Genomic DNA, 24,523 nt, shown 5'->3' on the forward strand with positions numbered 1-24,523 from the left:
TTCTCCCACTGCCCAATGCCCCATGCCCTAGAGAATAAATCCCAAGCCCAACAGCAAGCAAGCCCAGAAATGCACGGCTACGGCGATGAATTTACAGTTACTAACTTTGTCCGGCTGGTTGTGATTTTCTTGAACGTGGCGGCATAATTTGACAGCAAAGGGTAAACTTACCCAACTCAGCAATGTCCAAGCTGGAAAAATCCCCAATAGTACAAATAGCAAGGTTAAGGGATAAATGCTAGCAGTAAACCAAACTAGCAGTTGCGCCCCTTTTTGGGTTCCTAGACGGACGATAGGCGATCGCTTACCTGCGGCTATGTCATCCTTAACTTGGTGAAAGTGTGAGCAAAACAAAATTAAGGTTGTGGCAATCCCGACAATCACTGAAGCTGCTAAACTTGTCATTGACCAAGTTTGAGTCTGGCTGTAATATGCTGCCTCAACTGCTAAGGGGCCAAAGGCAAAAAAGCAAAGAATCTCGCCTAAACCCTGATATCCTAAACGAAAGGGAGGGCCTTGGTACATATAGCCCAAACCACAGCATAGTAGAATCATGCCGATCACAGTTAGGTCTTGTTGCCAAAAAGCGATCGCTAGTATGCCCAGCAATCCCAAACCTAAACACAAATTTCCTATCCAAAATATTAATAGCTTATTGCTAGTCAAATTCACCAGAGAATGGTGCTTATTTTGATCGATACCTGTTTCGGAATCAAAGACATCATTACTGATATTTTCCCAGGCTAGAATTAAAATTGCCGCAGCTATAAAAGTAGAAAATACTACACCATTGAAATTTTTAGTTTCGGCATAAGCTACTGCTGTTCCTACCCAAATGGGCATAATGGCAACGCTGTACATTGGCGGTTTAATCGCTGCCATCCATAACTTAGTGTTGGGATATAAAATTTGCTTGGTAGTCATAAGTTGCAATTAATTAAATTACCGGAATATTACTTACACTTTAGATTTTATGATTTAAAGACACACTAGATATGGATGATATCAAAACAACTATCACTTTTACTATGGCTTGTTAACCTTCTGTTGTTAATACTCACCCTCACATTGCAGTCTCAGGCTGAAACTGTCTTATCATGGTCTGAGAACACCACAAACACGGCAAACCCTACGCTGGTGAAATGGCAACTTAATATGTTACCTGTAAAAATACGACCACGATTAACTACACTTTAGGAAGTTAACTTAAAAAAAATTTACTATAGATCCATGACAGTTTCACCATGTCGTAGCAACTTGTTTGTAGAGCGCAAAGATTTATATCAATTTCTCTTATCAGTCCAAGAAAAGTGCCTTCCAAATAATGGCAAGCAAATTGTCAGTATCTCTCAAGAGATCGATTTAGTTGACCCTTTACTTGTATTGGATCGACTTACACAAGCAAATGAAATAAATTTTTACTTTGAGGACAGAGCTAAAGGAGAAGCGATCGCAGCAATTGATTGTGTAGCAAAATTACAGATTGATGGTGCAGATCGTTTCATTCAAGCCGAAGATTTTATCAAATCTTGTCTACAAAATATAATTAATTTTAGTAACGCTAATCAACCTTTTTCTGGGCCTCACTTTTTTTCTTATTTCAGCTTTTTTGATAAAAACGCTCAAGTCGATTATCCATTTCCATCTGCTACCATTTTTCTTCCCCGTTGGCAAGTAGCTGTGAAAAATCAGCGTTGTATATTAGTAACAAATATAATTCTTAATGAAAATACAAATATTCAAAGGTTGTTGGAGAATGTGCAAAATAAAATTGAATTTATCCAATCTTTAGAATATCACTCTGCTAGTATTGATTCTTTTCCGACAAACTTCTACAAGAAATCTGTCACGAATGCCACTCATTTTAAACGTTCAGTAGTGTCTGTGTTAGAAAAAATTCGGTCTAGTCATTTAAGGAAAATTGTTCTGGCGGATATATTAGATGTAAAATCAAGCAATCACTTTGACTTAGTTAAATCCTTAAATAACCTTAGACAAATACATCCTAATTGTTATATTTTTTCTACAAGTAATGGTAAAGGACAAAACTTTATTGGTGCAAGTCCAGAAAGATTAATTAGTATTAATAATCAACAGTTAATTACGGATGCTTTAGCTGGTTCTGCACCGCGAGGTAAAACCCCGGCTGAAGATGCAGCTAATGCCAATCGCTTATTAAATAGTGAAAAAGAAAAGCACGAACATTCGCTAGTGCTTGATTTCATTACACAACGCCTATGTAAACTCGGTTTGTCACCACAAATATTAGCACCACGGCTGCGACAATTATCGAACATCCAGCATTTATGGACACCAATTAGTGCTGTAGTTCCCGCTAATATACATCCATTAAAAATTGTTGGACAATTGCATCCTACACCAGCCGTTGCTGGTGCAGCACGAGATGTAGCTTGTGCCGAAATTCGTCGTTACGAGAGCTTTGAGAGGGGTTTGTATGCTGCGCCTCTAGGTTGGATAGATTCTCAGGGTAACTGCGAGTTTATTGTAGGAATTCGTTCAGCATTGATTGATGGCGATCGCGCGAGATTGTATGCTGGTGCTGGGATCGTAGCTGGCTCCGATCCTGACAAGGAATTTGCAGAGGTGCAACTTAAGCTTCAGGCGTTACTGAAAGCGTTAGTTTAACAATGCATTGAAATTTTCACGCCGACTTACTTACTCAACAACAGAAATCAATTAAGCTGAAACTGAAGCTTTAACTTGACCAAAACGGCGATCGCGATTTTGGTAGCTCAACAAAGCCTGATAAAATGCTTCTCTATTAAAATCTGGCCAAAGAATATCAGTGAAATACATCTCTGTATACGCCATTTGCCACAAAAGAAAATTACTCAATCGCATCTCACCGCTAGTACGAATCAGTAAATCTGGTTCTGGAGTATCTACTGTGTAGAGGTGTTGTTCGACAAAACTTTCATTTACTTCTTCCGCACTAAGTTCGCCGCGTTGCACGAGTTGAGCGACTTTATGACAAACTCTGGTAATTTCGTTGCGGCTACCGTAGTTGACTGCAACAGTAAAGTGGATTGCTTGATTGTTCAACGTTTCTGTCATTGAACGTTCCATTTCTGTTTGTAGAGACTTGGGTAAAGCCGACAAATCTCCAATAAATGATATTCGCACTCCTTCCCGATGCATCTGAGCCAACTCGCGGTGTAATAATCGCTCAAACAACAGCATCAGAAAATCTACTTCTTCAACGGGACGCTGCCAATTTTCTGTTGAGAAAGCGTAGGCTGTCAACGCTTTGATTCCCCAATCCTTGCAGCAACGCAATAGTTCTTTGAGTGTCCTTGCTCCCTGGCGATGTCCAGCAATGCGCGGTAATCCTCGACTGGTTGCCCATCGTCCGTTACCATCCATGATGACGGCGATATGTTGGGGTATTTTTTGGGGGTTTAAATCGCTGGGTAATTTTGATTTGTGATTTATCATTTGTTTTTACTAATATCTAATTCCAAATAAATCTTGCAAATACTCTGGGGTTAGGCTGTTGTTCCAACTCCACAGACGATGCATTGTATAGGTGAAGGTGAAAAGGAGAGTTGCTTTGTTAATTAATGACCAAGCATTCCAGTTGAGTGTACCCATCATGCGGTGGAGGGTACGCATGAGGTTGTTACGCTGATAATTTTGCGATCGCGTTTTAATCAGCGTGCGGCCAATTCGCATCAAACTACTATCAGGGAAAGTCCAGACTCCAAACCCCCAGAATTTGGTCATGTGGTTGATTTCATCCTGTGCTAATTCCTCTAGAACATCTTGGAGTGCCCCAGTAGTGTGAGCCATCAACCAAATGTAGAGACAGGTTGCACCGTATTCTGTAGCAATGCGATGTAAACCGTGGCGATATAGGTCTTCGTAAGGGTCATCCGTGGGAAGATAGTTTCTAACAGTCCGAAGTTTTGGGGTAATTTTCTCGCCTGTTAATTGGGTGTAGACTTTGATTAATGCGGGTGTATGCTGACGTTCTTCCTTTTCCCACAAACCAAGTTCCAGCAATTCGCCATCTTCACCGACAGTTCCACCAACAAACCGAGCCATCGGAGGATGCAATTTTTCCAAATACTGCCGACTTGTTTGGGTATAGCCGCGAATGGGAGCTTCAGTGTCCATTGCACCTATCAATATGGATAGAAATACCTCTGCATCTAAGCCAATAATTTGATTCCGGTTAATTGTTTGCCAGTCGATGGGTTTCCAAGGACGCGGTTGGGGATTGGCAAATTGTATCGGTAAATCTTGTAACCTATCGTGTAGTTGATCGATGCCAGTATATCTATCTATGAGGGAACGAATGCGGCGCTGTGTTTGCAGGTAGTGAGGACTGGGATAGCTTTGACCTGCTAAGTCTTCTGCAACTGGGTTGAGAATATTAAGCATTTTTTTATACTTTGGTTTGGATCTCTATACCCAATAGCCTAAGCGATCGCACTTTGTTTTGTCAGTCGGCTGAAGTCGGCAGTTTTATCTGATGCAGTTGCAAGAGTCGGGGAAAAAGTTGGATGAAATTGTCACACTCTAGCTCATAAATGATTTATCTATTCGTGACAGAGTGATTAAAACGGTTTGCCCAAATATATTAGGAGCAAGAAGAAATAACTCTTAAACCAAAACTTTCAGTTACCCTGAACGTGTATTATGGGCGCTAAACTGTCATTAGTCATTGTCCTCCAATGCCCAATATGGCTTCTCTACGAGACGCTGTTTGCGTTTGCTCAGTACAAGTGCCCCATATCCAATGACAATAAATAAAAAGTTGTGTCCCAAGTTGTTTTAGAAAACGTTTATAAAAGTTTTTCCTCACGCAAAGGGGAAGGTGTTACTTCACAAACCCAATCTCCCCTCACCTCTGGGGAGAAAACTGATGCACCGCAAGAACGTACGGGGAGTGTTAACGTCTTGCGACGGATTAACCTGACGATCGCAGATGGCGAGTTTATGGTGCTGGTAGGCCCTTCTGGTTGTGGTAAAAGCACCTTGCTGCGGTTAATCGCTGGTTTAGAAGTGATGACTGGCGGTAATATCTGGGTAGGCGATCGCTTGCTCAATGACCTACCACCCAAAGAACGCGACATCGCAATGGTGTTTCAAAATTACGCTCTTTATCCTCACATGACGGTGTATGACAATATCGCCTTTGGGTTACGTCGCCGTTTTGCGAGAGCAGGGGGAGAAAATAACCATTCCTCACTCCCTAACTGGGTAGAAAATCTTTTTGTGGGGGCAACAAAAAAGTTACCTAAAGAACTCCGCTATATTTCTGACAAAGAACGGGCGGTAAATGAGCAGGTGCGTAGTGTTGCTCAACTGTTACAAATTGAAACATTGCTGAATCGCTTACCCAAACAGCTATCTGGTGGACAAAGACAACGGGTTGCATTAGGAAGAGCGATCGCGCGCGATCCGCAAGTGTTTTTAATGGATGAACCCCTTTCTAACTTAGATGCCAAACTACGGGCGGAAACCCGCGCCCAAATTGTGAAGTTACAGCGCCAACTGGGGACAACGACAATTTACGTTACCCACGATCAAACAGAAGCGATGACAATGGGCGATCGCATTGCGATTATGTCGGAGGGTCAAATTCAACAAGTCGCTTCTCCCTTAGAACTTTACAACCGCCCTGCCAACCTTTTTGTAGCAGAGTTCATTGGTTCGCCACCAATGAATTTTATTCCTGTAGAATTTCATGCCCCTCTGTTGATTACTCGTTCTCAATTTCGTTTCACCCTCCCAGAAGTTTGGGGAAATGCCTTACAGAAATACGATCGAAAAACTCTAATTTTAGGCATTCGCCCAGAACACTTAAACTTGAGTATGCCCGCTACTAAAAATCTACCAGTGCAAGTAGATTTAGTAGAGAATCTTGGCAACGATTCCTTTCTCGCTGTTAAGATTGCCGAACCAGGATCTCAACCTGCCACTACCGCCAATTACCTACAAGTACGAATCCCACCAGACCGATTTGTACAATCTGGTGAGCAACTATGGTTATCTCTAACTCCAGAGAAAATTCACTTTTTTGACCCGGAAACTCAGTTGGCGATATTTCCCTAAAAATTGCACCCGGTAAAATGCTCATAGCTTCCTTGTTTTGATGAATGTAAAACTGGAAGACACGCAGGTATATCAGGAAGTAGTGGAAGAAAGAGTGCAATACCTGCGGTGGTCACTGAGCCTTATCGTTCGCGCAGCGTCTCGTAGAGAAGTGTGGGCTACGCCTACGCACTTCGTAAAATAATTATGGCTACAGGGTATATCAGGAAGCGGTGGAAGAGGAAGTGCGATCGCTCCTCCTCCGACTGTTAAAACGACTATTTGGTGAAATCGCTTAAGAAAGTTGTTGGAATTGAGATTGCGATCATGAACTTGGAAAGGTTGTTACAAACAAGGTTAACTAAAAGGGTAAATCTCAGGCAGAAAAGGAGAGTGATCGCTCATTCTCCTTTTTTTTCAGTTCATCAATTTTATACAAGCAACTGGGCAAACTAAAAATGGACATACTATTACTAAAATTTTTGTCTCGTTCAGAGACGCAGAGGCGCAAAGAAGAGAGCAAGAGTTTTGTCTATTCAAATGCAAACTTCTTTTAAGTACGTTGTGCAAAGCTTTGTACCTCACTAATAGAAAGCTTTGCTAAAAAATGGATGAATAAATTATTAATATTGTCTCAAATAATTTGAATATATACAATTATTCGTTGAATATGGAAAATATTTGCAAACAAATTCATCAATCCTCTAAATATGTTAGTTTATGGCTCACTAAACAGCCTCATGTAAATGAAGAATCACTGACTGATTGGCTGTTATTTCATATATCTACTAAAGTGCCAAATATCCACTATCATACTTTTACTCGGATTGAAGAGGCTCGTCAAACTGGGGCAGATTGGGAATGGTGGATTTTATTTCCTCAGAACTATGTACGTTTCCGCGTTCAGGCAAAGAAATTATCAACTGATGATAACTATAAAAAAATAGCCTATGCTAATAAGTATGGTCTACAAATTCATAAATTCTTAGAAGATTCTAAGCGAGCTAATGCAATTTCTCTTTATGCACTCTATAGCCCAGCGATTAACTATGAGATGTGCAATAAAAAACTGAGCAATCAAAATGATGGAGTTTTTCTGGCAGGTGGTCAACAAATCCATAACGCTTTTATTTTAGGTTATCCCCTGAAAATCACAGCTACTGACATTCTCAAGCTATCTAGACCATTTTCTTGCTTTGCTTGTTGTCCCTTAATTACAGCAAATGGTGGTGGATTACAGCACTATTTAAAACAATACTTTCAACTTGAAATGACATCAGTATCACCAAATTACAATAACTTTAGAGGTCTTCATGATGAGCGTCCAGAGTATTTGTCGTCATTTATGGACAATTCGCAGGCTGGTGTTCCTGAATGGTGGGAAAACGAGTTTAAATTGGAAATACATGATTTCAATTCTCTTTTAGTCTACGATTTTCGCCACCAAAGTTCTGATTACCAAGACATACTTTTTTAAATAACTACGAAGGCATCAGCATTTAACCTAAGCACTATATTGAATTCTGCTATTCAGCAATAAAAACTTAAATGTCAATCTGTGGCGAACTTTCTCAAATTATCCTGTCGCCACTTAGCATCATGTTTACGATTTGTCCGCAACTCTAAAACCCGAATTCCTGTAGCTGGAAGCGGGTTTAATCTTTGCTGCAACTGCTGCCAAGAAGTAATCAATTCATGCTGCACATTATAAGTAGCGCACAACTGAGCAAAATCAATATCCTGGGGAGTGCCAAAAAACTCTTCAAATGGTGGGTCAAATTTGGCGATGGGTAACATTTCAAAAATTCCACCGCCATTGTTATTAATTAACACAATCGTCAGATGTCCAACAAATTTATTGCGGATTAAAAAACCATTGGTGTCATGTAACAGCGCTAAATCTCCCGTTAACATCACACTACTTTGCTGGCGATGGGCAATTCCTAAAGCTGTGGATAATGTGCCATCGATGCCATTTGCACCACGGTTAAAGTGCGATCGCACTCCTAAATTATTTGGTTTCCAGAAATATTCTACATCCCGCACAGGCATACTATTGGCAATAAATAGAGGCGTTCCGGGCGGTAAAATCTGAGAAATTAACCAAGCTGCTTTACTTTCAATGATTTCATCTATCTTCCCCATCGTCTGGTCAACAGCTAACCTAACCTGAGCTTCCGCATCACACCATTTCTTTCCATAGTCTGATGAGAAAGATAAATTTTTCTCTTCTACCTTTATGTCTTCTACTGATATCCGTAAATGCGTCGTCCTCCCATGCAAAGGATCGAGGTTTTGATCGCTCTTGTCAATTACCCAGCGTCGCGGTTGCGTTGCATCTATCCAAGTCCGCAGTTCTTTACTCGTAGGCATTTCACCTACCTGAATCACCATTTCGGGCGCTAGCTGCTTTGCTAGTTGCTGATTTCGCAAAATCAGGTCATAGGTGGAAATCAAGTAAGGGTTGAGTTCGGCATAATTTCTGACTGGGGAGAGTCCCTCAGCTAGCACGGGCCATTTGAGAGTTTGGGAAAGATGCGCGATCGCTCTACAATACTCTTCTGGTTGCGATGGTTGGGCAACACCTGCAATAATAATGCCGCGATCGCATTCTTTCCATTCTTTGGGGATGGGGAATGGGGCATAGGGCATTGGGAATGAGTTATTGTTTGTTATTCCTGCAAAAAAGTCTTCTGGGTGAAACTGCGATCGCAAATAACTCAAGTTAATTCCATCAGGAAGAGGCGCTAAAGGATCGCGAAAGGGAATATTCAAATGCACTGGCCCCTTTGTAGGAGTTTGCGTCCTTTCCCAACTCTGAATTACCGTTTGTCGCAGATAAGCTAGCATTCCCATGTCAGGGGAGGGTAAGGCTAACTCTGTTTGCCAATTTGGGTAGTTTCCATATAATCTCAATTGATCTACAGTTTGGCCTGAGTGACAATCTCGCAATTCTGGCGGTCTATCGGTGGTTAATATCAATAGTGGTACGTGACTATATGAGGCTTCAATGACTGCTGAATAAAAATTTGCTCCTGCTGTACCAGAGGTGCAAACTAACACCACAGCGCGTCCAGTTGCTTGAGCTTGTCCCAAGGCGAAAAAGGCGGCAGAGCGTTCATCAAGAATGGAAATCGCTTCAATCTCAGGTACTTGTTGAGCAAAAGCCACTGCTAAGGGTGTAGAGCGCGATCCAGGACAAATGATGGCACAAGTCAATCCCAATCGCTTTAGTGTCTCTGTTAAAATATAAGCCCAAAGTTGATTAACATTCCTATAGGCGATTGGCATTAAATCAAACATAGCGATAAAACAATCTTAAATTTTAGATTTTATTTAGGGAAATTCAATTTAAAATCCATCTGGGAAAGTTTGGTGAAGAGAAGTCTGAGGGAGGGAAGCTGATCCTCAAAACTTTGGAAACACCTTTACGTCAGAGTGGGTTGGAAACCAACCCTCACAAATGCGGTGATGGAACCCAACACCGCTACGCGAGTTTGGAGGAAAGAAAATCTCCAAACAAAACTTGCTCAACTTTCTACAAAATGCCCAATTTGCTCTCAAACTTTTATGGACTGCATTCATTTAACGGGAATTCGCGGCTATGGCTACACTGGGTATCTACCAGAAGAACAGGTTCTAGGACAATGGTTTGAGGTGGATGTGAGGTTATGGTTGGATATCTCCATAGCGGCCAAGACTGACGCGATTGAAGACACTTTAGATTATCGCAGCGTCATTAGCTTGATACAACATCTGGTCAAAACGTCTAAATTTGCTTTGGTGGAGAAATTGGTAGCAACGATCGCAGATTCTATTCTCCAAGAATGCGATCGTGTAACAAAAGTCCAAGTCATTCTGAGCAAACCTGCTGCACCTATTCCAGACTTTAGTGGCAAAATTAGCATTGAACTTACTAAAACTAAGTCCAATCTATAAAGCACAAAACACAATGTGTTTTTATTGTCAATATCTATAAGTCCGCAAAAAGAGGGGGTTTACATGGAGCAGGGAAGTATCTCGCAAGTGGAGAATCTTTCCTGCCATTGCCCCTAGCACTCACCGAAACAGTGCTGAGTAAATAAAGTAATAATTGCACTTCATTTCAGAAGGTCTGAGAGCAACTGCTTAAAAGTCATGGAAAAAGAAATAAATATTTATTTTGATAGCGCAGCGTTAGCGAGTCATCGAGCGTCGATGCGTAGCGTATATTTAATACGTCCTTACTTCAATCCCCTAAATTTATCTATGGGGTTACTCAGCACCCCTGAAGCGATTTCTTAATGAGCATTTAACCTATATATTTTCAATTCACAAAATTTGTCATTGCCAGAATTATAAAATTATTAATTGAACTTATTCACTCTCTTTTTTGTTAGGGTGTAATGTTTTGTTTTTTTGAGGTTTAGGTTTAACTTTTGCATAATTCTATCTAAAGTTGAGCGCTAGCTGACGCTGAGATATTTTACCTTCAAACTACGTATCGATGATTTTCTGACGTAAATCGAGTGAATATACCTTCATTTATATTTGAGTAAAATGCACAATCTATTTCTCAAATTTACCTCAATTTACCAAGGAAAGCTATAAGAAAGTTGGCAGAATAGAATTTAAATTCTACCTGAGACAAAAACTATTTCATTATTAAAGTCTTTAATTCGAGACAATCCTTGAATTTTATGATTTATCTAGCTTTTAGCATTAAATTTAATTAATATTATTGTAGATACACTATACACTATATTACTTGTTTGAACTATGTTGAAAGTAGTCTGTTGTGATTTGATAGACTTTTATTCTTGATTAATTTTTACAAAAATACTATAATTAGTATTTATTTTCATCAAAAAAATAAATTTTTGATTGCTGGTAATTATATGGTTATTTGCATTTTACGTAAAGAACATGATATTAACCGCACAGGCTAATCAGAATTAGCTTTGACAAGCACATAAATTATCAGAGGCTAATAACATCCCCCGATTTGCTCATTATTCAGTATTTATATCTAGCAAGAAGACAGAGCAGTTAGAGAGTGTTTATGATAAAATTATGAATTTTATATCTAGTTGACACTGACAACAAAAATCTGAACCTTAGAAAACAGGTTATTGTAATATGTTCGCCCGCAAAATCCTAGTTGTTGAGGATGAAAAATTCATAGCCTCAAATATTAGAAAAAGCTTGCAAAAATTAGGTTATTCGGTTTCACAAATAACTAAGTCTGGTGAAGAGGTAATAAAAAAGGTAGCAGAAACTCATCCACATTTAGTATTGATTGATATTTGCCTAGCTGGTGAAATTGATGGCATACACGTAGCAGATATTATCCAGAATCAGTTCCATTTGCCTGTAGTATATCTAACAGATTGTTCGGAATATAAAACATTACATAATAATCATCTAAGTGAACCTTTTAGCTATATTGTCAAACCATTTATTGAAAGTGATTTACATTTCACCATTGAAATGGCTTTGTACAAACATCAAAGCAAAAAGATATTATATGAAGAAAAACAGAGGCTAGGGGCAATTATTAACAGCATGGGTTGTGCGGTGATTGTGACTTATACAAATGGTTGTATTCAAATGATGAATCCCAGAGCGGAACTCATCACTGGCTGGAAGCAAAGTGAAGTCTTCGGCAAAGATTTGGTAGAAATTGTTAGCTTAGTGGACAAAGATATAGGAGAAAAAATTGAAAATTTAGCCACAGATGTAATCGAAGCAGGTGAAATTTTGAATCTACCAGAAAACTGCATACTGATTACCAAAGATGGCAAAGAAATAGCGATTGGAGATAATATTGCACCCATCCGCGATCGCAATGGCAATATTACTGGTACGGTTTTAGTTTTTCAGGACATCACCAAACGCAAGGAGACAGAGGCGCAACTAATGCGTAATGCCTTTTATGATGGGCTGACAGCATTACCGAATCGTGTTTTATTTTTAGATCGGCTCAGACAAACAATTGAACGTAGCAAACGCAGAAGCGATTATTATTTTGCAGTTTTATTTTTGGATTTAGATGGCTTCAAGGAGATTAACGATCGCTTTGGGCATGGAATAGGGGATGATTTTTTAGTAGCGATCGCTAGACGTTTAGAGTCATGTTTACGCGGTGGCGACACGGTAGCGCGATTTGGTGGTGATGAGTTTACAGTTCTTTTAGAGGATATTAAAGACATTACCGACGCTACCAATGTTGCTAAACGGATTCAAGAAGCTTTGCGATCGCCACTGCATCTGAATGGATATGAATTATTTACTACAGCGAGTATTGGTATTGCTTGGAATTTTAGTAGTTATGAGGAACCTGCAACTCTGCTACGGGATGCTGATATTGCGATGTACCGAGCTAAACGGCAGGGAAAAGCTACTTATGCCATATTTAGTTAAGGATAGAATATGCCACTTTACCGCTGCTAAAGTTAGCGTACACAACTGAGAAGTCCCATCAGTCTGTCATGGAAAAAACCGAAAAACAGAAAATGCTCGCAGGTGAATTATATCTGGCGGCAGATCCAGAATTGGCTGCCGAAAGTAAGCGAGCTAGTCGTCTATTGCGAAGGTACAATTCTACAACTGAAGAACATCAAGAGCAACGGCAGCAAATTTTGCAAGAGTTATTTGGAAAGATCGGTGACAACGTATCAATTGTGCCACCCTTTCACTGTGACTATGGTAGTAATATTTTTGCTGGCGACAAATTTTATATGAACTATGGCTGTGTAATTTTAGACTGTAATACTGTTCATATTGGTGACAATGTATTATGCGCTCCTTATGTACAAATTTATACAGCTCATCATCCTACAGAGCCAGAAATTCGCCTTTCTGGTAGAGAATTAGCTGCCCCAATTAACATTGGTAACAATGTCTGGATTGGTGGCAGTGCAATTATTTGTCCAGGTGTCACTATTGGGGATAACACAACCATTGGTGCTGGCAGTGTAGTTGTCAAAGACATACCTGAGAATGTTGTCGCTGCTGGTAATCCCTGCCGCGTCATTCGGTATTTATCCTAGAATTTAAAACTTGTACCCTCTAGCAATCCAATAGAGCCAGTCTGCGATCGCTTCTTGAGTTTCGCTATCAGCATCAATGGCTACTATTTCAGATAACTTTGCTGAATATACATCTTCATCTTTACCATTAATATAAGCCACTTCGACAAACATATCTTTTAAACACTCATCATCTGGGGCCATTCCCAGCACTTCAACTTCTTTCTCCTCAGTAGAGCTAGAGCCTGATTTGCGTCCCTTCTTAGTCCATTTAGCCACAAAGGGAAAATTCAGAGTCTCTTCAAGGTAGTAATACCAACCCATAGCTCGGTCTTCTTTATCTTCAGCATCTACAATGATCTCTGTTTTAATGCGATGCTCTCGGCTTTCGTCGGCTTCAACATTAGGCATAAGATAACGCTTTACGTGTATAACATTTTGATAATATTATCAAAGTCTGGGCTAGGAATAATTTTTCTAAAATATACAGGACTTACGCATAAGAGCTTCCCCCAACCCCCTTAAAAAGTTGGCTCTTTAGGATTCCCCTCAGCTATAAGACTCGGAATGAATTCCGAGGCGGGATAGAAACGTAGTGCGAGATTCATTAAACAAGATATGGAGATATGGCTGCCGCAAGATTTGTGTGTATGCCGTAGATTTTTAAGGAAGGTTAAAGGGAGTCTAGGTTTCAGTTTCCAGTGCGTAAGTACTGATATATCTAAGTTATACTTTGATACACTGATTCAATATTTTAGCCCTAACGTGTAACTACTGACTATATGTATTGATGTGACGTTGGGTTAAATTCAGGCGAACGCAAAATATAGAATTTAATCAATGCTCATTAAGTAATAATTATTTCTTAACCATCAAGGAACTTCTGGAGACATCTGTAATTCTAACAAGTAAGACTATGAAGATTTTTCATCAAACTATAAAACGAATTATCCGAATCTGGTATTACTTACAAAAATTTTCCAACTCACTAGAACTATTCAATTCGTAAAAATGACATAATAAATACACGATATTGACATTACTTTAATTAAATATCAAAATAAGATAAAAGTTGGAAATAAAATAGCAATTAATTTCTCTCATTTAATCCAGATGCTAGATAGCAGTTGGATAATGTTTCTGTAAGGAAATATTAATACAACTCTGCTCATAAATTTCCGTAATTCCAATAATATTATTTGGTGCTATAGGAATCATCTTTTATTTTTGAAAAAACTCAGTGTAACTCAAAAAGGTTTCTTCCCTACTCCCTACCTACGCAAATAATTTCATAAATCAAACCGGATTGCTATATGAAAATAAGAAATCTTCTTCACCGCTTAAAGTTAGGTCTGAATAATAAGTGGTGGTTGTTGAATTACAAATTTCGAGAACTACTGATTCAACTACAGTTCTACTGGCTTCTCTATCAAGGTAGTCAACAACTAAATATTAACCAGAAATCGGTAATTGTATTTTCTCCTCACCAAGATGATGAAGCACTAGGTTGTGGGGGTCTGATTGCACTCAAGCGAGAACAAGGGATACCAATTAAAGTTGTTTTTGTTACAGATGGAGGAGGTTCTCATCGAGGTCATACCAAGATTACACGTTCAGAAATTGTTCAGATTCGTAGAGAAGAAGCGCTAGCAGCTTTAAAAATTTTAGGGGTGGAATCAACAGATATTCACTTTCTTGATAAATGTGATGGCGCATTATCCAAAATGACAGAAGCTGAACAACAGCAAACAATTGAAGAAATGGCCCAATTATTAGGTAGTTTTCAACCAAAGGAGGTGTACGTTACTCATAAACAAGATCGCAGTCTAGATCATGAAATTACTTATAAATTGGTTAAAGCTGCTATTACTAAAGCAGAAATAACAGTAGAGCTATGGCAATATGCTATCTGGTTGCTTTGGAAGTCTTTATTGTTTAGCAACCTGAAATTTGATGAATTGGTAGGCGCTCATCGAGTTGCAATTCATCAAGTGCAATCTAAGAAAAAGCAAGCTATTGAAACCTACCGTTCTCAATATTTACCTATAGATGCTGAATCGAGTGCTGTACTTCCCCCTGGTTTCCTCTGGCGGTTTTTCTTGCCTTATGAGATTTTTTTCAAATCAGACTCTGGTCGAGAATAAAAAAGGATTTTTATTTTGTTTTTAGGCGAAAATCCTTACTTCTCTTTTTTTTGAAATCAGAATTTTGTCAGTCAACTAAGATTGTTAGGTTTATCCGAAAAGTATTAGTAACTTACTAATAGGCAATCCGTTGTATTAACTAATTTAGTCATTTCACATTTTCAAGGTTTTACTCCCAAATCCTCCAAATTATGAATCAACAACAATTCTGCTTTTGTACTTTAGCATTAGGCAAAGTGTATCGGGCGTTAGCTGGTTTATTAGCAAAAGACCTAGAACTCTATTCACCTAACACTACTTTTATAATTCTCACAGATCGCCCTCAAGAGTTTAGCAAATATCCTCAAGTTTTAGCCTTTCAGCATCAGCAGCAGGGTGTAAAGTGTTACCACGACAAAAGATTTGTTATTGCTAAGGCATTATCTCTATTTAATTCATGTATATTCATTGATTCAGATATGAGAATCTTGGCACCAGTGCCAGAAGAGATAGAATGGCTTTTAGAGCCAGGGATAAGTGCTAGGGCTTGTATGGATATGTCGAAAAAATTTGCCAAAGCTTTGGGAACAACTAACAAAAAATTTGCTAGAGAGATTGAAGTAATTAAAGAAGCAGCACAATTTTTAAATTTAGATCCCGAATGGGAAAATGTTACCTTTGTCCATGAATATTTGTTTTCTGTCACTAAGTCAACAGGAAAAGAAATTGAGTTTTTAGAAACGTGGTCAATCCTTGCCAAATATTTTGAGCTAAATGGAGTTTATGAAGGCGAAGGTAATGCCATAGGTCTAGCTGCCTATAAAGCAGGGCTGCCAGTGAGATGGAGTGAGATGTCAGGTATTTCCTTTTTTAATAACAAAACCGAACTGATTAAAATTCAAAAGGGACAGTCAAACAAGGATGAAATGTTGACTTATTTTGAAGAACACGAAAGAATTTTATATCCTAAACGCTCTATCCTGGAGAAAATTGTTTTTAAACTTAGCAAAGCGATAATGCATATTTATAGAGCAATCAAGTACAGAGTCGAATGGCACGAAGAAAAACTCTAATTAGCTGTAGACAATAGTGGCAGACAAGTTAATGGCGATTACATTCTCTACTTGTGAGGAAGCCACTTACAACAACAGCAACATGGCAATTGTTGCTGTTTGATATCATGTCCGCCAAATTACTTACGGTATGTCATTGCGAGCGCAACGAAGTGGAGCGTTCGCGCAGCGTCTCCAAGAGTTGCAATCACCAGGACTCCGCGTTCGCGAAGCGTGTCCCAAGGACTTATGCTTCACTCCGTGCCCTTCTGCTTCGGAGACGCTATTCGCGAACGGGTTCTCCAACGGAGTACGCAATGACAAGTGTTTAACCGGACATGATATGACAAGATTCAAAGGCAGGTTTTACGGTAGGTCGGTTCAGTTTTTGCTTGAAAAAACCGCTTGCCATTGACAAACGGTTTTCTAGTGATTCCTCTTTAAGAGGAATTTATTTTTTATGCCAAGATGCAAAGTTCTTTTGTAGCACTAAAGCGCGAAATTGTTCAGAAATTAAACAAGTCTCAAATCAGGATAATTTGCCAGTACATCATCAGATGTCAGGGTATCATTTTCAGCTTGCGGAGTCCAAAGTACTTCAATTGCCAGAAGTTTTTCGCTAGGAATACTACCAATTTGGCGCAAAGCTTGACGCAAATCATCAGCACTGTTAATTGCTGTAGGGATTTCAAACTTGCCTAGTGTTGCTGCCAGCAATGTGACAATAATGTATTCACCAGGGCCTTCAGTAAATAGGCGGGTGGGGTTGTCGAGTTCACCAGCCGGGGGTAAAGCTTCTTTGGCAAGGGCTGCTTTTAGCTGGTTGTTGACATTAGAAAGAGTTTCTTCGCTAAACTTGCTGCGTTCTGCCAGTGACAGCCGATTAAATTGACTTTCAGCTGAATTTAAACTTGCTTGTTGAGTACCACCACCTGCATATACAAAATATTCGGGATGGCGGAGCAAAGCTAGACTGGCTTCTTGCAGAATTTCTGCTCTCCCCTCTGGGGTATTAGTATCAGCAGTTTCAGCAATGTGGTTGAGTTCATTTTGCAATTCGCGGGCTTGAGCTAACAAACCTACTTGCAAACGAGTTACAGAAACAGGAGAGTTACTGCTGTAATCTGCTTCTTGAGTTTCACCACTAGAGACGCGGCGGAAAGTTTGCAATAAGAAATTAGCGATCGCTAAGAAAATTAAGATGGTAAATATACCACCAAATCCTCCCCCAATACCCCAGAAGGGAAGTAGGAAGGGAAAGCCAAAACCACCACCAAAACCACCACCAGGATAATATCCGCCCCCACCAGGAGGTGCATAAGTGCGTGGTGCATAGGTGCGGCTAGAAGGCGCTCTAAATGAGCCACCACCAATCCGGCCCCCACTTCGGGCTGCTAATGCGCCATCGGCGTGACCAAGAGCCAAAGCTAACACCAGGCTTAGGGCTAAGAAGGTTTTTAACAGTGGTTTGATGGTTTGTTGTAGTTTTTTACGCATAGTACAATCGCTTAGAAAACAGAATTTTTTATGATTTCTCCCCATGCTGGTAGGAGTGTTGCGGTATGTCGCTAACGCCAGCCTGTAAAAAGCTTGCTTTGTAGCATTCACTTTTAAAGGCTACATATTCAATCTACCGCGTCTTATCTGGCGTAGGTAGCGATCGCAGGGGGGATTTCTCGACTGGGGAACCGTACCTTAAGATATGTTCATCATCACATAAATTGGCGATGTCTATGATGGGCTACGCCTACGGGCAATTGTTACTACGCCTTAAACTCAACACTTGCAGATCATAGTCTTGGATTATACAGATGATTCTAATTTTTTATGATTATTTTGACTAATTTTTTAATACTTCACCCTACTTGGTTGATCAGAAGAGGAAAAATTATTTCATAATAAAAAGTGTTGCTTGTTACGAATATATGTTCGAAAATCACTTACACATACTATCCTTGCAGGGAAACAGGAATGCTTATCAGAAAGACTAAATAGACATAGATAGCTATCAAATACTTATTTTTGACATTTTGGCACAACAGTCTAGAATATTTAGGATACTCTATTAAACGTAAGTAATTTTCGCAACAGTTATTTACTGAGTAATTTGACTACAAGTGCTAGATTTTATTTATTTTCCATTATGCACATCCAATTCTCAAATATTGAGAAATTGGCCACAAAAATAAAATCAACACAATAAAAAGACAATCTTGTTGGCGAATCTTCTAAAATAGCCTTCAAATTTGTCTACCATATTCGTTTTAAAAGAAATAAAATAATAATTATGGCTTTGAAAGTAATCCTAATTGTAAATAAATTCAAAATTATTTGAAGTAAATTTATCAACTTGATTATGGAACATATTTCTCAAATAACAGCCGAAATCAGAGACAAAGCTGCATACCCGGATATCCTAGTCATCAGCCGGATATTCCTGCCGCAAGAAGCTGTAATTGGGGAATATATGTACAATCGTTGTCTCCAAGATCCAGAACGAGTTATTGTGCTGGCGGCTAGTTGCTCAGGAGATAAAGTATTCGATCGAGGTCAACAGTTTCCCGTCTATCGTTGGTCTTATCCTAGATACTGGCATAGTGGTTTGGTGGGAAGTATCCTAAAGCCTTTGATCAATATCGTCTGCTCATTTGTGCTAGCAATCAAACTCTATTTTCGCTATCACTACCGTTATATAGAGTGGGGCCACGGCTATGATTTTCCTTCACTGTTGCTATTGAGCTATTTCTTACCGATTCGCTTTTTTATCTATCTGCACGGGAATGATTTTCTTTGTACTTTACACAATCCCGTGTTGCGATCGCTATTTAAATTAACACTCAAACGAGCCGAAGGTATTGTTTGTAACAGTTCTTATACACAAGACTATCTCAGAACTGCTTTCCGATTAGATACTCCTACCCATGTCATTAACCCAGTAATCAGACCAGAAAAATTTGCTAATAATGTAGAGAGTCCCAGCAGCCTTGATGATTTACGTGTTCGTCTGCGTCGGGCTTACAATATTCCTGAATCAGCAATAGTTATTCTTTCTATCGGAAGGTTAGTAAAACATAAAGGTTTCGACCGAGTAATTGATAATATTCCACTATTGCTAACTTTTGGAGTGGATGTTCACTATATAATCTGCGGTGAAGGGTCAAGTGAATCGGAACTGAAATCTTTGGCGCATCGTTTGCGGGTAGATAAGCGCGTCCACTTTGCTGGATATGTGGTGGAGCGGGAATTAGCAGGTTATTATGCAGCTTGTGATATATTTGCCATGCTGACTTTATTGGATACTAAACCTAACAATATGGAAGGTTTTGGTATGGTTTATTTAGAAGCAAGTTACTTTGGTAAGCCGATAATTGCCCCACGTTTAGGTGGTGTTGTAGATATAGTTCAGCATGAAGAAAATGGGATACTGGTTAATCCCGATTCTGGTTATGAAGTGTTTCAAGCTTTCAATCGGTTGTGCAAAGACCAGCAGCTACGCGAGCAACTCGGCCGCAAAGGTAAAGAATTAGCCAAAGGTCGAACCCTTCACAGGTCGCTGTATAAATCAGATTTGTGATATTTTTATGGGCATACGCTCAGTTTTTTCTTTTCATCAGGATTAGTTTTAAGGTAATCTTTAAGGCGATCGCATCCTTCATGCAACAGTTCATCTAATCCCCGGATACGCCACACAATTACCGTATTGTCTTGAGTGGCTATAGCTAGCAGTTTACCATCGGGGCTAAAACCTGCACCTCTCACAAAGCCTTGATGACCTCTAAATTCTGCTACTTGTTGTCCTGATAAATTCCACAACCTAGTTGTGTAGTTTGCTGAAGATGTAGCCAGTAGTTTACCATCTGGGCTGAAATTTATGTGTGTGACTCTGCCTTCATAAGTCTTAAATTCTTTTAACTGCTTTCCTGAAAAATCCCATAGCCTGACAGTACCATCATCTCCAGATGTAGCCAATTTATTCTCGTTAGGGCTAAAACTGACAGTGTTAACATAGCCTTTATGCCCCGTCAATTTTTTAAGCAGCTTGCCATTAATATCCCACAGCAATGCCGTCCCATTTTCTCCAACTGTAGCTAGCAGCTTGCCATCTGGACTAAATCTAGTAGTTTCAACCTTGCCTTGCTGTTTAAATTCTTGCAACTTGTTTCCTTTGAGATCCCACACTTTTGCTATGCCATCATCTCCAGCAGTAACAAGCCTATCCCCTTCATTGTTAAAATTGATAGTCCGTACTGCTTGAGAATGCCCCTCGAAAGGTTTCAAAGGCTTTAACTGTTCTCCGGTGCGCGTCCAGAGCTTTATTGTGCCATCTTTTCCACCTGTAACAATTAGGTTTTTAGCTTTGTCTGGGCTAAAACGTACAGTATTGACACCGCCTTGATCGGCTTTGAATTTTCTTACCAGCTTACCTTCGAGGTTCCAAAGCCTAATATAGTCATCATATGAAGCTGTAATCATTAACTTGCTATCTGGGCTAAAACGAACACTACCAACACCTTTTTCATTCTCCTCTAGTTCGATTAAGGGGTTTTTGGGTTTGATTAATGATTTTCCTGGAACTGCCCAGAATCTCACCGTACCATCATCTTTTCCAGCAGTGGCAAGAGTATCGCCCTTTGGATTAAAGCGAGTGCTGACAACACTGCCCTGATGACCCTTAAATTCTGCTTGCAGTGTTCTGTTAAAATCCTTCCACAGCCTGACTTTGCCATCGCTAGCCGATGTAGCAATCAGCCCATCTTTAATACGAACTGTCTCAACACCTTCAGGGTGAGCCTCAAATTTTTTTTCTGTCAGTTCTTTTCCTGAAAAATCCCACAGCCTGACAGTACCATCATCTCCAGCTGTCGCAAGTTGCTTTTCTTTGGGGTGAAACCAGACACTGTTAACACTACATTTTTTAGTGTCTTTGATATTGCATTTATGACCTTTAAATATTGCTATCGGTTCTGTCTTGTTGATATCCCAAAGCTTTGCTAGACCATCCTCTCCAGCCGTGGCAAATTGCTGGTCATTATAAGGATTGGGATTAAGGCTTTTGATCTTACTGCTGTGAGCAGGTATTGTTTTAAAAATTTTTCCTTGGAGAGTCCACAGTCTGACGTAGCCATCATCTCCAGTTGTTGCCAACAGATTTATCTTGGGAAGAAAACGAACATTGTTAACACTACATTTATCATCCTCTTTTGCTAAGTCGTATTCTTTTATTTCACATTGATGATGTATAGATGTTATGGAAAGTGGAGACCAATTCTGATCTGCTGATAAAAAATTCCACATCTTTGAGACATCCCACAGTTTTACCCAACCATTACTTGTACCTGTCGCCAATATTGTTTGATCTTCGTTAAAATCGATACTTTTGATACTGTTCTTGTCCAGTTTGGAATTTTTCAATGTTTTCAATTTTTTGTTCTGATAATCCCACCACTTGACCGTGCCATCTTCTCCACCAGCAACAATTAACTCTTCTTTTTGTTTACTCGTTTTATTAAAAATAAAACGGATACTGTTTACACCTCTTTGGTAAGTATTGATTTGATTTGTTTGATGAATATTATCCAGAATCTTCTGCAAAGCTAGCAGAGGACTTGTGGCTGGACAATCTTGCAAACAATTACTATTCCAAAAAGCCATCTTTTGAATCTCTTGTCCGGCTTCCATTGCTGACATTAAAGACTCGATTTCTCCATCGCCAGACTCAAAATTTTTTAATGCAGTGACTCCAGAGGCTTCAACTTGGGCTGTCCATCGTAGCCAAAATGCAACCATAGCCAGCATTGAGACTACTAGTAAACCACTTGTCAGCCCAAATAGAGTAAGTTTACGGCGGCGTTCCTTCTGTTTGCGATCGCGATCGCGCAATGCTAAACTCTGCTGGATAAAATCTTGCTCTGCTTTGCTCAACTCATCTTGGCGCTGCTGGAGCCAATTTTCCGCTTCCCCTAGCTGGACACCTCGCAGCAATGACTCCTTATCTTGTTCGGCATTTTCCCACTGACGCATTGTCGATCGCAATACTTCTTGCCAAGTGCGGAAAGAGCGATCGCTTTCCATCCATCTATGCAGTTGTCCCCATTCCCGAATCAAGGTTTCATGGACAATTTCTACTGTTTCTTGTTTTTTGCCAGCAGTGTCATTAAGTCCAGTTACCACTAGCCGCGCATCAGCTAGACGCTTAACTAAATCCCAATTATCTCCTACCTCATTTCTAGTAGCTAGTCGGCGTGTGTCTTGTGTCCCTTCCCCAGGACGCACTAGCTGGACAAATATTTGCTGTGCTTGTTGTTGTTCCTTGGGCTTTAGCTTGGCAAACTCGGCTTCTGCATGATTCGCCAAAGACTTTTCTACACCGCCAATTGCTTCATAAGCAGCATGAGTCATTTGACGATTTTGCTGTTCTGCCCATAGTTGCGTCAAAGTAAATTCTAGTAAAGGCAAATTCCCTGGTGAATCTACCACCGCTTGGAGAATCTGCTTCACAAGACCCTCTTCTAACCTTACCCCTTGCTTGTTTGCAGGTAGAGCGATCGCTTGCTGCAATTCTTCTCGGTTCATTGGCGCAAGTTTTAAATCAGCATTCTGCAAAGCATTGGCAAAGCGATAATCTAAAAGCGCATATCCCAGAAAGTCAGCCCGCAAGGTCAACAAAAGGGTAAAATTGTCTACTAGGTTAGCCGCTTCTAATAGTTGATTTAAAAATAATTGGCGCTCTTGAATATCTGAGCAAGAAGCGTAAAGTTCCTCAAATTGATCGACTACCAGTAATAGCCGCTTATTATCGTTCTCTGACAAAATTCGGGATAAAACAGTATGTGCTGCTACTTGTTGCGATCGCAACCCACAAGCTAACTTTCCTGCCTCAATATCCTGTTGCGTCTTTCCCTTCTCTGGTTCGCGTAGGCGCACAATTACTGCTGCAAGTTCATCTACAGGATGAGTTTTTGGGCGAAAGGACTCAATTAGCCAATTGCTTTGTTGGCGTAAATTAGGAATCAAACCCGCAAACACTACACTAGATTTACCACTACCAGAAGCCCCAATTACCGCTACTAATGATTGTTTTTGGACTGTATCTACAAGTTTCTGGGTGAAAATATCCCGCCCAAAGAAAAATCGTGCGTCTTCTTCCCGAAAAGCAAATAAACCACGATAGGGACACGAAGCAATAGCTTGCTCGCTCAATATAGACCATGCTATCACCAGCACCCGTGTGGGAATCATAAACCCAACTTTAGCATCTGGTTGGTTGATATCTGCCGCTACTGCTATTCCTACTACACCCTGAAGCTCACCATCCCAGATTGGCGCACCACTGAAACCCGGCTTTAATGCATAACCTGTTTGTTTCTCATCCTCTAGTTGCACCCAACTTTTACCCGTGCGTCCGCGTAAAACGCCGTTAGCCCAAACACCATCTGGTTGTCCTGCGGGAAAACCAAATACTCGGAAAGGATGTCCCGCCCATTCATCAGATGTAATTAATGGTGCTATTAGAGCCTGATTTGGGGGAGAAAGTGCTAACTCTAATCCGGCAATATCTTCTAATTCCACACTCGGATTTACAGGTAGCCAGAAAACAACCTTAGCTTTGAGCAGTTGTTTGGGTGCAACTAACGGAAAATCCAAGGTGATTTCTGCATCTGGCATTTGAGCAGTTGTTCTGGTAAGTCCCAAAGCATCAGCTACCACATGAGCGCAGGTGATGATGTACTTTTGAGAAACTAAGAAGCCAGCACCAATTACTTTGCCCTTGTTACTGTTAGAGTAAATTCTGACAATAGATGACTCAAGGGGTGCTACCATTTTGTGAATCTTTTTTCCACTTCAAAGTGATTTCATAGTTGACTTCACTATTGCCAGAAGCTACAACTGCCCCAAGTTGAGCGCTAATTTTGATACCAAACTTGACTTCTACTTCATCTGCTGGTTGTTTGAGACTACCGATTTTGGTAATAATTGCATTAGCTATGGGCTTAACGGTTTCTAAAGCTGACTCAAAAGTTTGCGTAGCTTTATCAACCATTTGATCTCGCAAACCGATGCGATCGTCAATCTGTGCGGCTTCGTCTACTTCAACAAAAATGGATTCGCCACTTTCAAGAGGAAATTCTATTATCTGTTTCACAATAAATTTACAAGATTTGGGTATAAATACGTAAAATTCTATATATACAGATTATAGAGAGCTTTGTATTACTTTAAGTTCCCAGATAATGCAACTTTTAGAAACTCACGCGCATTTTGCCACCCCAAATAGGTT

17 protein-coding genes are annotated in these 24,523 nt (G+C 39.9%); 9 read left to right on the forward strand and 8 right to left on the reverse strand.

The features are described 5' to 3' along the window. Positions 1 to 27 precede the first annotated feature (27 nt). Positions 28 to 924, reverse strand: coding sequence for a 2-carboxy-1,4-naphthoquinone phytyltransferase (gene menA, locus GTQ43_RS22670; RefSeq protein WP_265274992.1), 897 nt, complete (start codon positions 922 to 924; stop codon positions 28 to 30). Between the two features lie 306 nt (positions 925 to 1,230). Between menA and GTQ43_RS22675 the strand changes: the two genes are divergently transcribed. Continuing rightward, the gene (locus tag GTQ43_RS22675) at positions 1,231 to 2,646 is read left to right on the forward strand and encodes an isochorismate synthase MenF (RefSeq protein WP_265274993.1); all 1,416 of its coding nucleotides are present in this window, start codon (positions 1,231 to 1,233) and stop codon (positions 2,644 to 2,646) included. Positions 2,647 to 2,697: 51 nt separating this feature from the next. Here GTQ43_RS22675 and GTQ43_RS22680 read toward each other — a convergent pair whose 3' ends face one another. Continuing rightward, positions 2,698 to 3,456 carry an isoprenyl transferase gene (locus GTQ43_RS22680; protein WP_265274994.1) on the reverse strand — a complete coding sequence of 253 codons (759 nt, stop codon included), beginning with the start codon at positions 3,454 to 3,456 and terminating at the stop codon, positions 2,698 to 2,700. Positions 3,457 to 3,465: 9 nt separating this feature from the next. Further along, positions 3,466 to 4,404: a ferritin-like domain-containing protein gene (locus GTQ43_RS22685; RefSeq protein ID WP_265274995.1), complete on the reverse strand. Its 939-nt coding sequence runs from the start codon at positions 4,402 to 4,404 to the stop codon at positions 3,466 to 3,468. 378 nt (positions 4,405 to 4,782) lie between these two features. Between GTQ43_RS22685 and GTQ43_RS22690 the strand changes: the two genes are divergently transcribed. Next, complete coding sequence (locus GTQ43_RS22690) at positions 4,783 to 6,081, forward strand: ABC transporter ATP-binding protein (RefSeq protein ID WP_321162510.1); 1,299 nt, start codon at positions 4,783 to 4,785, stop codon at positions 6,079 to 6,081. Positions 6,082 to 6,730: 649 nt separating this feature from the next. Next, positions 6,731 to 7,537, forward strand: coding sequence for a DUF6615 family protein (locus tag GTQ43_RS22695; RefSeq protein ID WP_265274996.1), 807 nt, complete (start codon positions 6,731 to 6,733; stop codon positions 7,535 to 7,537). Between the two features lie 74 nt (positions 7,538 to 7,611). On the opposite strand, the gene menD is transcribed toward GTQ43_RS22695, so the two are convergent. Then, the gene (menD, locus tag GTQ43_RS22700; RefSeq protein ID WP_414859131.1) at positions 7,612 to 9,363 is read right to left on the reverse strand and encodes a 2-succinyl-5-enolpyruvyl-6-hydroxy-3-cyclohexene-1-carboxylic-acid synthase; all 1,752 of its coding nucleotides are present in this window, start codon (positions 9,361 to 9,363) and stop codon (positions 7,612 to 7,614) included. A 267-nt stretch (positions 9,364 to 9,630) separates the two neighbouring features. On the opposite strand from menD, the gene folB reads away from it, so the two are divergent. The 3 genes from folB (at position 9,631) to GTQ43_RS22715 (ending at position 13,091) form a co-directional block, all read left to right on the forward strand. After that, a complete protein-coding gene (folB, locus tag GTQ43_RS22705; protein ID WP_265276520.1) occupies positions 9,631 to 9,999 on the forward strand; it encodes a dihydroneopterin aldolase in 369 nt (122 codons plus the stop codon). A gap of 1,179 nt (positions 10,000 to 11,178) precedes the next feature. Further along, entirely contained in the window at positions 11,179 to 12,462 is a 1,284-nt protein-coding gene (locus tag GTQ43_RS22710; RefSeq protein WP_265274998.1) for a diguanylate cyclase domain-containing protein, read from the forward strand. Between the two features lie 68 nt (positions 12,463 to 12,530). Further along, complete coding sequence (locus tag GTQ43_RS22715; protein WP_265274999.1) at positions 12,531 to 13,091, forward strand: sugar O-acetyltransferase; 561 nt, start codon at positions 12,531 to 12,533, stop codon at positions 13,089 to 13,091. Between the two features lie 3 nt (positions 13,092 to 13,094). Here GTQ43_RS22715 and GTQ43_RS22720 read toward each other — a convergent pair whose 3' ends face one another. Next, entirely contained in the window at positions 13,095 to 13,481 is a 387-nt protein-coding gene (locus GTQ43_RS22720; RefSeq protein ID WP_265275000.1) for a calcium-binding protein, read from the reverse strand. 902 nt (positions 13,482 to 14,383) lie between these two features. Here GTQ43_RS22720 and GTQ43_RS22725 point away from each other — a divergent pair. Together GTQ43_RS22725 and GTQ43_RS22730 are read left to right on the forward strand one after the other, a co-directional pair. Continuing rightward, positions 14,384 to 15,214 (forward strand): PIG-L deacetylase family protein, encoded by an 831-nt coding sequence (locus GTQ43_RS22725; protein ID WP_265275001.1) that lies wholly within the window; start codon positions 14,384 to 14,386, stop codon positions 15,212 to 15,214. A 191-nt stretch (positions 15,215 to 15,405) separates the two neighbouring features. Continuing rightward, entirely contained in the window at positions 15,406 to 16,266 is an 861-nt protein-coding gene (locus GTQ43_RS22730) for a hypothetical protein (RefSeq protein ID WP_265275002.1), read from the forward strand. A gap of 492 nt (positions 16,267 to 16,758) precedes the next feature. On the opposite strand, the gene GTQ43_RS22735 is transcribed toward GTQ43_RS22730, so the two are convergent. Continuing rightward, a complete protein-coding gene (locus tag GTQ43_RS22735) occupies positions 16,759 to 17,742 on the reverse strand; it encodes a DUF1517 domain-containing protein (RefSeq protein WP_265275003.1) in 984 nt (327 codons plus the stop codon). 859 nt (positions 17,743 to 18,601) lie between these two features. On the opposite strand from GTQ43_RS22735, the gene GTQ43_RS22740 reads away from it, so the two are divergent. After that, positions 18,602 to 19,819: a glycosyltransferase family 4 protein gene (locus GTQ43_RS22740; RefSeq protein WP_265275004.1), complete on the forward strand. Its 1,218-nt coding sequence runs from the start codon at positions 18,602 to 18,604 to the stop codon at positions 19,817 to 19,819. Between the two features lie 5 nt (positions 19,820 to 19,824). Here the strand turns inward: GTQ43_RS22740 and GTQ43_RS22745 are convergent, their stop codons facing one another. Both GTQ43_RS22745 and GTQ43_RS22750 read right to left on the reverse strand, forming a co-directional pair. Next, positions 19,825 to 24,066: an eIF2A-related protein gene (locus tag GTQ43_RS22745; RefSeq protein ID WP_265275005.1), complete on the reverse strand. Its 4,242-nt coding sequence runs from the start codon at positions 24,064 to 24,066 to the stop codon at positions 19,825 to 19,827. After that, positions 24,050 to 24,388, reverse strand: a complete 339-nt coding sequence (locus GTQ43_RS22750) for a CU044_2847 family protein (protein WP_265275006.1) — start codon at positions 24,386 to 24,388, stop codon at positions 24,050 to 24,052. The genes GTQ43_RS22745 and GTQ43_RS22750 overlap by 17 nt, the downstream gene beginning before the upstream one ends. Positions 24,389 to 24,523 lie beyond the last annotated feature (135 nt).

The organism is Nostoc sp. KVJ3, from assembly GCF_026127265.1.
Taxonomy (GTDB): Bacteria; Cyanobacteriota; Cyanobacteriia; order Cyanobacteriales; family Nostocaceae; genus Nostoc.